The sequence below is a fragment of the Streptomyces sp. NRRL S-37 genome (genome assembly GCF_000721605.1).
Lineage (GTDB): Bacteria > Actinomycetota > Actinomycetes > Streptomycetales > Streptomycetaceae > Streptomyces.
This window is the reverse complement of sequence record NZ_JOIZ01000014.1, coordinates 1-12154: the sequence shown is the minus strand read 5'-3', so window position 1 is coordinate 12154 and position 12154 is coordinate 1. Positions and strand designations below refer to the sequence as shown.

Annotated in this window: 12 protein-coding genes; 10 read left to right on the top strand and 2 right to left on the bottom strand. The window is 70.1% G+C overall.

What is annotated here, in order from left to right:
• Nucleotides 1-132: 132 nt before the first annotated feature.
• Nucleotides 133-576, bottom strand: a complete 444-nt coding sequence (locus IH50_RS0120555) for an ATP-binding protein (protein WP_030864087.1) — start codon at nucleotides 574-576, stop codon at nucleotides 133-135.
• A 201-nt stretch (nucleotides 577-777) separates the two neighbouring features.
• Between IH50_RS0120555 and IH50_RS0120550 the strand changes: the two genes are divergently transcribed.
• The 8 genes from IH50_RS0120550 to IH50_RS0120515 all read left to right on the top strand — a co-directional run bounded on the left by IH50_RS0120550 (nucleotide 778) and on the right by IH50_RS0120515 (nucleotide 9406).
• A complete protein-coding gene (locus IH50_RS0120550; protein ID WP_234328211.1) occupies nucleotides 778-1623 on the top strand; it encodes a helix-turn-helix domain-containing protein in 846 nt (281 codons plus the stop codon).
• An 11-nt stretch (nucleotides 1624-1634) separates the two neighbouring features.
• Nucleotides 1635-1988 carry a DUF397 domain-containing protein gene (locus IH50_RS0120545; RefSeq protein ID WP_030864081.1) on the top strand — a complete coding sequence of 118 codons (354 nt, stop codon included), beginning with the start codon at nucleotides 1635-1637 and terminating at the stop codon, nucleotides 1986-1988.
• Between the two features lie 276 nt (nucleotides 1989-2264).
• Complete coding sequence (locus IH50_RS0120540; RefSeq protein ID WP_030829533.1) at nucleotides 2265-2573, top strand: hypothetical protein; 309 nt, start codon at nucleotides 2265-2267, stop codon at nucleotides 2571-2573.
• A 200-nt stretch (nucleotides 2574-2773) separates the two neighbouring features.
• Nucleotides 2774-3583 carry a hypothetical protein gene (locus IH50_RS0120535; protein WP_030864077.1) on the top strand — a complete coding sequence of 270 codons (810 nt, stop codon included), beginning with the start codon at nucleotides 2774-2776 and terminating at the stop codon, nucleotides 3581-3583.
• Nucleotides 3573-4901, top strand: coding sequence for a hypothetical protein (locus IH50_RS0120530; RefSeq protein ID WP_030864073.1), 1329 nt, complete (start codon nucleotides 3573-3575; stop codon nucleotides 4899-4901). Before IH50_RS0120535 ends, IH50_RS0120530 begins: the two co-directional genes overlap by 11 nt.
• Nucleotides 4898-6457, top strand: a complete 1560-nt coding sequence (locus tag IH50_RS0120525; RefSeq protein ID WP_030864070.1) for an SCO6880 family protein — start codon at nucleotides 4898-4900, stop codon at nucleotides 6455-6457. Before IH50_RS0120530 ends, IH50_RS0120525 begins: the two co-directional genes overlap by 4 nt.
• Before the next feature lie 13 nt (nucleotides 6458-6470).
• Nucleotides 6471-7880, top strand: a complete 1410-nt coding sequence (locus IH50_RS0120520) for an ATP-binding protein (RefSeq protein WP_030864068.1) — start codon at nucleotides 6471-6473, stop codon at nucleotides 7878-7880.
• 11 nt (nucleotides 7881-7891) lie between these two features.
• Nucleotides 7892-9406 (top strand): type IV secretory system conjugative DNA transfer family protein, encoded by a 1515-nt coding sequence (locus tag IH50_RS0120515; protein WP_030864064.1) that lies wholly within the window; start codon nucleotides 7892-7894, stop codon nucleotides 9404-9406.
• A gap of 8 nt (nucleotides 9407-9414) precedes the next feature.
• On the opposite strand, the gene IH50_RS0120510 is transcribed toward IH50_RS0120515, so the two are convergent.
• Complete coding sequence (locus tag IH50_RS0120510) at nucleotides 9415-9984, bottom strand: GNAT family N-acetyltransferase (RefSeq protein WP_107062099.1); 570 nt, start codon at nucleotides 9982-9984, stop codon at nucleotides 9415-9417.
• A gap of 136 nt (nucleotides 9985-10120) precedes the next feature.
• Between IH50_RS0120510 and IH50_RS0120505 the strand changes: the two genes are divergently transcribed.
• Nucleotides 10121-11392: a sensor histidine kinase gene (locus tag IH50_RS0120505; RefSeq protein ID WP_030864057.1), complete on the top strand. Its 1272-nt coding sequence runs from the start codon at nucleotides 10121-10123 to the stop codon at nucleotides 11390-11392.
• Complete coding sequence (locus tag IH50_RS0120500; RefSeq protein WP_030864056.1) at nucleotides 11389-12060, top strand: response regulator; 672 nt, start codon at nucleotides 11389-11391, stop codon at nucleotides 12058-12060. Before IH50_RS0120505 ends, IH50_RS0120500 begins: the two co-directional genes overlap by 4 nt.
• Nucleotides 12061-12154 lie beyond the last annotated feature (94 nt).

Sequence of the window (12154 nt, the reverse complement as noted above, 5' to 3'; positions counted from 1 at the left end):
GGCGATCCCCGCCGCGATCCATGCCTTACGCACTGTCAACCGCCCCTCGCCGTCCGGCAGTCCACTGCCGCACGTCAGTGTAGAGGCGGCACCCTTCCTTCGGAATGATCACAGAGGACTTTGGCGCGGTTGTTACGACGGTCCGCTCCAGCCGCATTCCGCCCACAGCACCTTCCCGCCGCAGGGTCCTCCCGGTTCGCCCAGCAGCGAGGCGCCCCAGGCGTCGGCACACGCCCGGACGAGGGCCAGACCCCGTCCGCTCTCCGAGGCTTCGTGCGGCATGGCGCCGTGGGCGAAGCCGGCGCCGAGACCGGACGGGATGGTCGGGTCCCTGTCCCACACGCCGAGCCGGAGCTGGCCGGACTCCAGCGGACGGATGTGCAGCGCGTACGGGCCGCCGGTGTGCAGATGGGCGTTGGTCAGCAGCTCCGAGGCGAGCAGTTCGGCCGTGGGGGCGAGTTCGCCGAGCTCGTAGGCGGCCAGTACGGACCGCAGGGTCGAGCGGGCGAGCCCCGGTGAGCGTGGATCGCGCGAGAGGTGAAGGGTGTAGGACCAGGGCGGGGCTACGGTGGGCATGGAAGTCTCCGATCAGTGAGGTCTGTTGGGTGAGTGCGAACGGTTGCCCAGTGGCATGCCGACCCGTCGATCGGTGCGCTTCTGAGCGAGGCGCCTGCAACTAAGCTAGCCGGAAACGTAAAACCCTTTACACGATTACAGCGAAACCCCACATACTGCACTCGTGTGAGTGACATGCACGGCAAGGAGGCGGACCAGCCCGTGAGAAGCAATCCGACGGGTCGCCAGCTCCGCTTGGGCACTGAACTGCGGAAACTCCGGGAGCGCGCGGGCCTGACGGCCGTCGAGGCCGGTCAACTCCTCGGCGTCAAGCCGAACCAGATCAGCAACATAGAGGCGGGACGAGCGGGCGTGAGCCCCGAGCGCGTCCGTGCCATGGCCTGCCACTACGACTGTGCCGACAAGGCCCTCGTCGAAGCCATCGCCGGCATGACGGGCGAGCGCAGGCGCGGCTGGTGGGAGGAGTACCGCGACCTCCTGTCGCCCGCGCTGCTCGACCTGGCCGAGCTCGAGCACCACGCCATCCGCCTGCGCGGCTCCGTGACCGTCCACATCCCCGGGCTGCTCCAGACCACCGATCACGCCCGTTCGCTGTTCCGCCAGGTCGTGCCCGAACTCGCGCCGCCCGACATCGAGCACCGCGTCTCGTTCCGCATCAAGCGCCAGACCGTGATCTACCGGGAGAACCCGACGCCGTACCTGGCGCTCATTCACGAGGCCGCGCTGCGGATGCAGTTCGGGGGCCCTTCCACCGCCAAGGCACAACTGCGGCACCTGCTGGACATGGGTGAGCGGGAACACATCACCATCAAGGTGATCCCGTTCGCCGCCGAAGGCTTCCCGGGGTCGGGGCAGTCGATCTTCTACTCGTGCGGGCCCGTCCCCCAGCTCGACACGGTCCACCTCGACCAGTCACACGGCCCCACCTTCCTCGACGCCGAGGCCCAGCTCGACAAGTACCGCGCCGTCCTGGAGCGAGTGGAGACCCGATCCCTCACCCCCGAGAAATCACGGGACCTCATCCACACCATCGCCCAAGACCTCTGAAGGGACCAGAGATGCCCCAGCTCACCTGGCAGAAGTCGTCGTACTGCGGCGAGGGCGACTCCTGCGTGCACGTGGCCTCCACCCCCGCCGGAATCCACATAACCGAGTCCGCCGACCCCGGCGGAGCGATCCTCACCACCACCCCCGACGCCTTTCGCACCCTTCTCCGCTCCCTCAAGGGAGAACCCCACCTGGCCACCCAGGCCCCCGCCCTCGAAGTGACCACCGCCGGCGACGACGACCGCACCGTCCGCCTCCACGCTCCCGGCGTCCCCGGTTCCCCCACCGTCACCACCGACCGCCGCCGCTGGGACGCCTTCGTGCGGGGCGTGCGCGCGGGCGAGTTCGACCACTTCACGGCATAGCTCGATCAGGGCGCTCCGATGCCGGAACGAATATCGTCACGGTTCGTTATGATGAATCACCCAACGTGATACACAGAGTGACGATACGACTCTTCACCCATCGGAACGCGCCCCTACCGGAGTACGGCGCGCGCCGGTGGCAAGCTATTCGTACGAAACCCGCCAACAGATGACGCCAAGTAGACATGCGACAGCCTCATCGTCGGCGACAATGAGGTCTGTCCCCTGCACCAACGCAGGGGGTACAGAACTACCCATACAGGGGCGGTGACTTACATGTTCTTCGCGGCCGACGAGGGAGACATCAACACCATTATCGGCGGGATCGCTCCGGATTGGGGCCCCTTCGGCAGCCTGGGCAACGAAGCCAAGATCATGATCGAAGTGGTCATGGCGGTCGCCATCCTCATCTGCCTGGGCATCGCCATCTGGGGGGCGGCCAAACAGCGCATCGGCGCCACCGCGTTGAGGGACACCTTCAGTGCCGAACAGGGCAAGGGCCTCATCATCGCGGGGCTCACGGGCGTCTTCATCATCGGCTCGCTCGGCACGCTGTTCACCATCGTGTACGGAATGGCCGTGTAGCCCCGCTTCATCGCTCCCGGCCGGGCACGCCCGGCGCCCCCTCCATCCCACCCGCCCGTCGTGCCCACCGGCTGAGGTTGCGTTTCCCTGATGTTCAGTCACCACACCGCGCTCGCGCGGAGACCAGCACGGCTACCGTCGTACATGGAGTACGCGGAGTACGAGGTGTTTCCGCACGACGCTGAGGGGGCGTACGCGGTATGAGTCTCGGAGACGACACGGGCCAGACCCGCACCCGGCTGCCGGAGCGGGACGGCGATCCGTACGGCGGTGCGCGCAGAGGCGGCCGTTCGTCGTCGCGCAGCCTGGTGACGGTGGTCGGCGTGGTGGTCCTCCTGATCGCGGCGATCGCCTTCGCGAACCGTGGAGGTGGCGATTCCGCCACGGAGGAGGGCGACGGCTCCGGCGACTCCCCCAAGTCGGCGGCGACGGCCCCGTCGGGCGAGAAGCCGGTGGACACGAAGGCGTCCGGCATCCCGTCGGGCTTCGCCCACGACCGGCAGGGGGCGGAGAGCGCGGCGGCCAATTACGCCGTGGCGCTGGGTTCTGACGGCATGTTCAACACCGCCCGGCGGCATGAGATCGTGCAGGCCGTGGCGGATGCCGAATCAGTGGGCAGCCTCCAGTCCGGTTTCGACGCAGACTACTCTGCGGACTTCCTGAAAGCGGTCGGGCTCGACGAGAACGGCGCAGCTCCCACCGGCAGCACGTTCGTCAACCGCACGCTTCCGGCAGGAACCAAGGTCACGGCATACAACGAGAACGCCGCAACCGTCGAGGTCTGGTGCAACGGCCTCTTCGGGCTCGCCGGTGACAAGTCGACCACTCCCGTAACCAACAGCTGGTTCACAGTGACCATGAAGCTGAACTGGAGCGGTGACGACTGGAAGGTCCTTGAGACCACCCAGAAGACCGGCCCCACTCCCGTACCCGGAGACAACCCGGTTACCGGCGCTGATGAGATCAGCAAGGCGGTCCAGGAGTTCGGAGGCTTCACCTATGCCCGGTAGCCGACACCGCGTACTCAAGCTCACCGGCCTCGTCGCCATCGTTCAAGCGACCGCCGTCCTGCTGGCCGCGCGTGCCTTCGCAGCACCCACTCCTTCCCCGTCACCGACAGAGAGCGACGACCCCTGCTCTCTGATCGCTGGCCCTGCCAAGAAGTACTGCGAACGAGGCAAAGAGGGTGAAGGCCCCTCGGGATCGAGCACCCTCAACGACCCCACCACCGCCCTCGACCCCCTCGCCTCCCTCGCCCAGGGCTGCGCCGACGCCGCCTCCTGGACCATCAAGCAGCTCAGCAAAGCCGTCGACGAGACCGCGAACGTCGACTTCACGAACGCCCAGTTCCGTCAGCAGTACGCCATCGTCTTCGCGGCGTCGGCGATCCTCACCCTCGTGCTCTGGCTGCTCGCGGTCACCAAGCGGGCGGTGCGCGGTGTCCCCTTCACCACCGCCCTCTCCGAAGCCATCGGCTTCCTCTGGCTGACCGTGCTCGCCTCCGCCTTCACCCCGCTGATCCTCTACACCGTCGTGTCGGCGACCGACGGCGTCTCCGATGTCCTGGCCAAGGCGACCGGCGCCCAGCAGGACACGTTCTTCGGCACGTTCGCCGGCGCCCTCGAGAAGGGCGACGACATCGGCGGCGGACCGATCATGCTGATCGTCGTCTCGCTCGTGTCGATCCTCGCCGCCGGCGTCCTCTGGCTGGAGCTCGTCATCCGCGCCGCCCTGCTCTACGTCGGCGCCCTCCTCGGCACCGTCGTCTACGCCGGCCTCGTGGACAAGAACCTGTGGGGCCACGTCCGCCGCTGGGCGGGCATCATGATCGCCGTGATCCTCGTGAAGCCCGTCATCGTGATCGTGCTCGGCCTCGCCGGGGCACTGTCCGCCGAGGACGGGCCCGGCGCCTTCTCCGCCGTGGTCTCCGGACTGGCGATCATCCTGCTCGCCATCTTCGCCTCCGCGATGATCTACCGCTTCGTCCCCGGCTTCGGCGACGAACTGGCCAACTCCCGCAACAACCGCCTCATGCAGGGTGCCGAAAGCAAGGCCGCCGCGGTCATGAGCTCCCCGGCGAGCCTGGTCTCCCAGGGCATCAAGACCCACAGCACCCGCGCCGACAACCACCACGGAGGCGGCGGCCAGTCCACCGGCCCCCGCCCCTCCAACCCCGCCTCCGGCGGAGTCGCCGCGCACAGCTCACGCCCGTCGAACAGCGGCGCGGCCACCGCACCCGCACCCCGCTCCAGCAGCCCGGTGAACACCCCTCACGCCGGAAACACCCGCAACAGCAGCACCAACAGCACGGGAGGTGAAGGGCGTTGACGACCGAGTCCCACCTGTCCCATCCGGTCACGCCCCGCCGTACGTATCTGATCGGCCGGGCCCGGCCGAACGCGATCGTCGGCCGCAATCGCGAGACCGGTGAGATCGCGCTGATCGTCCTGGGCGCGTTCCTCGGCATGATGTGCGGGCTTCTCGTCCCCGTCCTGTCCGTGCGGATCGTGCTGCTCGCGGGCTTCCCGATGCTGGCGCTGGCCGCGGTGTACGTGCCCTACCGGGGCCGCACCTTCTACAAGTGGTTCGAGATCAACCGCAGCTACAAGCGGACCGTGCGCCGCGGCACCACCTACCGCTCCGGCGCCGTCGAGGCGGGCACCCGCCTGGACGGCCGCGAGGTGGAGATCGGGACGCCGCCCGGGATCGGCAGGATCACCTGGCTCGCCGCCCCGTTCGGCCCGGACGAGATCGCCGTCCTGCTGCACGCGGACCGCAAGACCGTCACCGCCGCCATCGAGATCGAGGGACCGGGCGTCGGCCTGCGCGACTCCGAGGACCAGGAAGCCCTCGTCGACCGCTTCGGCACCCTGCTCAAGCACGTCGCCAACGGCGACGGCTTCGTCACCCGCATCCAGATGCTGGCCCGCACCCTGCCCGCCGACCCCGACGCCCACGCCAAGGACGTCGCCGTCCGCGGCGACACCACGTCACCGGCGTGGCTGCAGCAGTCGTACGACCAGCTCCAGTCGATGGTGTCGACCAGCAGCGAGCAGCACCGCGCCTACCTCGTCGCCTGCATGCACTACACGCGCGAACTGGCCGCCGAGGCCAACGCCATGGCGCGGGCGATGCGCCGCCAGGGCGGCGGCAAGGTGGACCGGGACGCGGGGCTCGCCGTCGTCATGGCCCGTGAGCTGACCGACATCTGCTCCCGGCTCCAGGAGGCCGACATCCGCGTACGGCAGCCGCTCGGCCAGAGCAGGCTGTCCTCGCTGATCCACGGCATGTACGACCCGGACCACCCGATCGACCACATCCAGGCGATGACGCAGCGCAACGCCTGGCCGGCCGAGCTGGACGCCATGGAGCCCACCTACCTCCAGGCCAAGACCCGCGAGTCCTCCACCCGCGCCCCCTGGTGCCACGCCACGGCCTGGATCAAGGAGTGGCCGATGACCCCGGTGGGCGTCAACTTCCTGGCGCCCCTCCTCGTCCACACCCCGGACGTGATCCGCACGGTCGCCGTCACCATGGACCTCGAACCCACCGAGGTCGCCATCGAGCGGATGCTGACCGAGAAGACCAACGACGTGGCGGAGGCGTCCCGCGCCGCCAAGATGAACCGCACCGTCGACCCGCGCGACATGGCCGCCCACAGCCGCCTGGACCAGCGCGGCGAGGACCTCGCCAGCGGCGCGGCCGGCGTCAACCTGGTCGGCTACATCACCGTCTCCTCCCGCAACCCCGAGGCCCTGGCCCGCGACAAGCGGACCATACGGGCGTCGGCCGGAAAGTCGTACCTGAAGCTGGAGTGGTGCGACCGCGAGCACCACCGCGCCTTCGTGAACACACTTCCGTTCGCCACCGGCATCCGAAGGTAGGGGCTGAGCCGATATGCGGGATCCGCTGTCCGTCGTCACCGACGCCTTCACGTCCTTCCTGTTCGGGAAGGTCGAGACGACACGGCTGCCGGTACGCACGTCCACCGGCCAGGCGCAGGCGGTCTACCTCCCGACCGCCGCCCCCGGCCTCGGCGACTCCGGCGTCATCATCGGCCGCGAGGTCTACTCCGGCAAGGGCTACATCTACGACCCCTTCCAGCTCTACGGCCAGCAGCTCCCCGCCCCGCACTGGCTGGTCCTCGGCGAGTCCGGCAACGGCAAGTCGGCCCTGGAGAAGACGTACGTCCTGCGGCAGCTGCGCTTCCGCGACCGCCAGGTCGTCGTCCTGGACGCGCAGGGCGAGGACGGCGTCGGCGAGTGGAACCTCGTCGCGCAGGAGATGGGCATCACCCCCATCCGCCTCGACCCGATGGCCGCCCTGGACCACGGCATCCGGCTCAACCCGCTCGACCCGTCGATCACGACGACCGGGCAGCTCGCCCTGCTGCGGACCATCATCGAGGTCGCGATGGGGCACGGCCTCGACGAGCGGTCCGGCTTCGCCCTCAAGGTCGCACACGCCTACGTCAACGAGACCATCGTCGAACGCCAGCCGGTCCTCTCCGACATCGTCGAGCGGCTGCGCCACCCCGAACCGGAGTCGGCGGAGGCGATGAACGTCGCCATAGACGACGTACGGGCCTGGGGCCTGGACGTCGCCCTGGTCCTGGACCGCCTCGTCGACGGTGACCTGCGCGGCATGTTCGACGGCCCGACGACCGTCGGCATCGACCTCGACGCGCCGCTCATCGTCTTCGACCTGTCCCACATCGACCGCAACTCCATCGCCATGCCGATCCTCATGGCGATCGTCGGCGTGTGGCTGGAGCACACCTGGATCCGCCCCGACCGGAAGAAGCGCATCTTCCTGGTCGAGGAGGCCTGGCACATCATCAACAGCCCGTTCGTGGCGCAGTTGTTCCAGCGGCTGCTGAAGTTCGGGCGGCGGCTCGGCCTGTCGTTCGTCGCGGTCGTCCACCACCTGTCCGACGTGGTGGACGGGGCGGCGGCGAAGGAGGCGGCGGCCATCCTGAAGATGGCGTCGACCCGGACCATCTACGCCCAGAAGGCGGACGAGGCGAGGGCGACGGGCCGGGTGCTGGGCCTGCCCAGGTGGGCCGTGGAGATCATTCCGACGCTCACCCCCGGCATCGCGGTCTGGGACGTCAACGGCAACGTCCAGGTGGTCAAACACCTGGTCACCGAGACCGAACGCCCGCTGGTCTTCACCGACCGCGCGATGACCGAGTCCTCCGCCGACTTCGCCGACGACGCCCTGCGCGCCGCCGAACGGGAGGCGGAGGAGCGGGCGGCGGCCTTCGTGGAACAGCACGTCGGCGACTCCGAATCGACGGTGGCGTAGAGGGAGCACGCGTGAGACCGGACGATCACCGTGAGCACGGCCGGGCCGGCGGCCGGGGCGGCGGCATCCCCGACGGGCTGCTGATCGGCATCCTCGCGTTCCTCATCGGCGTGACCGCCATGGTGTGGACGGCCACCGGCCTCGCGGGCCTCTTCGCCCACGGCCACTGGCCGTCCGGCGTCACCTTCGCCCGCACCCCGGTGGCCATGCGCCACCTCGTCGCCGACCCGCAAAACCTCCCCGCCGCCTGGCCGGACACCCCGGAGGCCGCCCTGTCGGGGTACGGCCTCTTCTGGGGCCTGCTCATCGGCCAGCTGATGATCCTGGCCGTCCTGACGGTGTTCACCGTGGGCACGGTGGCCCGCTGGAGAGCCGTACGGGCACGACGCCGGGTGGAACGGGCGACGGGGGGCGCGCCGCGGCGGCCGGAGCCGGCGCGGCCACCCGCACAGGAGCCGCAGCCGCAGCCGGCGCCGAAGCAGCTGCACGAGGTACCGACCCCGAGGGAGCCCGAGGAGAAGCCTCCGGCACGGGAAGAACCCGCGGCCGCGCTCACGACCGACGACGGACGGGCGAGCGGGTGGGAAACCCCCCGCACCGAGGGCGCGGGACTGCTCTACGGCCCCCCGGCCACCCGCCACACCACCGCGGCCCAGGCCGTACGCGACGCGGAGGGCCCCGCCCTCGTCCTCACCTCCAACCCCACCCTCTGGCACGAGACCAAGGACGCCCGCGCCAAACTCGGCCCCACCCACCTCTACGACCCCACCCACCTCTGCGACACCCCGGCCCGCCTCCACTGGTCCCCCACCGCCGGCTGCGAGGACAAGGAAACAGCCACCGCCCGCGCGGCGGCCCTCCTCGCCCCCGTCCGCCCCACCTCCCGCCTCGACCAGGCGGTCGGCGACACCGCGGAGACCCTGCTCCGCAGCTACGTCCACGCCGCCGCCGTGGACGGCCGTACGATCCGCCACGTCCACCGCTGGTCCCAGGGCCTCCAGGTCCACGACGCCGTACGCATCCTCCGTACCAGCCCCAAGGCCGCCCCCGGCGCCGCCGGCGAACTCGAGGCGGCCCTCACGGCACACCCCGAACGCCGGGACATGGCCCAGCAGCTGACCACCCGCGCCCTGGCCGCGCTCTCCACGGTCAACGTCCGCGAGGCCTGCACTCCCAACCGAACCGATGCCCTCGCCTTGGATTCCTTTGTGCATGAAGGGGGCACGCTTTATGTCGTGGGTGAATCCATCGAGGACCCCCGGAGCAGTCCGGGCGCGATGCCCCTGCTGACGGCCCTCGCCTCACACGTGGTCGAGCACGGCCGGCGCATGGCCGAACGGTCATCCTCCGGTCGGCTCGACCCACCACTCACCCTCGTCCTGGACGACGTGGCGGCCGTGGCCCCGCTCCCCCAGCTCCCGGACCTGCTCGCCACCGGCACGGACCTCGGCCTGCCCACGCTGGCCCTGCTCCGCTCCCGCGAACAGGCCAGATCCCGCTGGCCCCACACCGAACTACCGGTCTGACCCTCCGGCTACGGCCGCCCGACCACCATCTCCAGCTCCCGCTCCCCCGGCTTGTCCGCCAACGGCACGGTCACCCCGCTCTCCACGAACCCGGCCTTGCGGTAGAAACCCAGCGCCCGCGCGTTCTCCGGGTGCACGATGAGCCGCACCCGCTCCGCGCCACGCTCCCACGCCCACTCCACCGCGGCGTCGAACAGCGCCTTGGTCAGCCCGCTCCCCCGGTACCCCGGCGCCACGTACACCCCCACCAGATGCCCCTGCCGCCGCTCCACGGGGAACCCGGCCCAGTCCGTCGACCCGGCCTTCTCGATCAGCGTGACGACGTTGCCGACCCACTTCCCGTCCTTCGTCTCGGCGATGAACTGCCGCGCCCCGTCGGCGTCCTCCGCGACCCTCACCGTCCGCTCCTGCCAGAACGAGTCCGGCCGGGCCATGGCCTCCTCGTAGGTCTCCAGGTAGGCGAGGTCCGCGACCGGGTCCCGCAGCGCGGTGAGCCGCAGCTCCCGCGCCGCGGCCCACTCCTCCGCGCGCACCGGCCGGATCACACAGTCGTCGACGGGCTTGGCACTGGTACTCATGCCCGCCACCGTAGTACCGGGGTACCACGGCCTTCACCCGGAATACGATCCCCGGTACGACGACCCCCACCCCCACACGGACGATCATCGACGCAGGAAAGACGGCTCGGCCCGACCGGCGGACGGACCCACCACCATGGACCTCGTGACGAACGACCGGGAGACCCCACCGACGGGAGTGCGGGCGGTGGAGCCCCTCACCCAGTACCTGCAACGCGTCAATCAGCGGATGCGTACCTTCGACCGGCGCCACCCGCTGCTGTGGGACATGACCTTCGCCGGCTTCTGGGTGACGGCCGCGCTCATCGACTACACCGGTGACGGCTGGCGCAGCGTCACCCATAACCCGGACGCCCCCGGTCCTCTCCTCCTCGTCCTGAGCCTCGGCCTGTCCGTTCCCCTCCTGTGGCGCCGCGCCCATCCCGCGGCGGTCCTGCTGACCATGACCCCGTTCGCCCTGGTCAACGCCTGGTCCGGCGCCACACTCCAGGCGGCGCTCCTCCAGCTCGTCGTCGTCTACCACATCACCCTGCGCCTCCCCCTGCGCCATCTGTGGTGGGCCCCGGCCCTGTTCCTCACACCCGTGGTGGTCTCCGCGGCCCGCTACGGCGAGGGCGAGTGGAGCCAGCAGATCGGCTCCCAGCTGACGTCCGTCCTCGTGGCCGTCCTCATCGGCATCACGGTCCGCACCCGGCAGAACTACACCGAGGCCCTGGAGGACCGCGCCCGCCGCCTGGAGACCGAACGCGACCAGCAGGCCCAGCTCGCCGCCGCCGCCGAACGCGCCCGTATCGCCCGCGAGATGCACGACATCATCGGCCACAACCTGTCCGTCATCACGGGCCTCGCGGACGGCGGCAGGTACGCGGCCGGCAAGTCCCCGGCACGCGCCGCCCAGGCCCTGGACGCCATCGCCACCACCAGCCGCCAGGCCCTCGGCGAACTCCGCCGCCTCCTGGACGTCCTCCGCGACGACGACACCGCCCACCCCGCCGAGCGGACCCCCCAGCCCGGCCTCACCGACCTGGACCAGCTCATCGACGGCGTCCGCAGCGCGGGCCTGACCGTCCGCACCCGCGTCGAGGGCCGGGCGACCCTCCCTCCGGGCCGCCAGCTCACCGTGTTCCGGGTCGTCCAGGAGGCCCTCACCAACACCCTCAAGCACGCCGGCCCCGAAACGACCTCCGAGGTCTCCCTCGTCCACGGGGACAGGGGCGCCGTCACGGTCACCATCACCGACACCGGGAAGGGCACAACACCGCCCTCCGCCCCGTCCGACGGCCGTGGCATCCCCGGAATGCGCGAGCGAACGGCCCTGTACGGCGGCACACTTGAGGCCGGCCCACGCCCGCACCCCGAGCAGGGCTGGCGCGTCCGTCTCCACCTTCCGGAGGAAACCCCGCAGTGACCACCGTCCTCATCGCCGACGACCAGCCCCTCCAGCGCTTCGGCTTCCGCATGCTCCTGGAGAGCCAGGACGACATGACGGTCCTGGGCGAGGCGTCGAACGGCAGCGAAGCGATCCGCATGACGTCGGAACTGCACCCCGACGTGGTCCTGATGGACATCCGCATGCCCGGCCTGGACGGCATCGAGGCGACCCGCCGCATTGCCGCCACCGGCGACCGCACCCGCGTCCTCATCCTGACGACGTTCGACCTGGACGAGTACGCCTACGCCGGCCTCCGCGCGGGCGCCTCCGGTTTCCTCGTCAAGGACGCCCGGCCGGAGGAACTCCTCTCCGGCATCCGCTCCGTGGCGTCCGGGGACGCGGTCGTCGCCCCCAGCCTGACCCGCCGTCTCCTCGACGCCTACGCCCGGCATCTGCCGGCCGGCGAGGGCACCGCGGACGTCTCCCGCCCCGACGCACGTCTGTCCACGCTCACGGAGCGGGAACGGGAGATCCTCACGGTCATCGGAAAGGGCTGGACGAACACCGAGATCGCCACCCGCCTCCACCTGGCCGAGTCCACGGTGAAGACCCATGTGGGCCGAATCCTCGCGAAGACCGGCTCACGGGACCGCATCCAGGCGGTGATCCTGGCGTACGACACGAAACTGGTGGAGCCGTCCTGAAACGCAGAAAACCCCCGTGCCGAAGGGCACGGGGGTTTTCTCACTATTTGTTCGGCGGCGTCCTACTCTCCCACAGGGTCCCCCCTGCAGTACC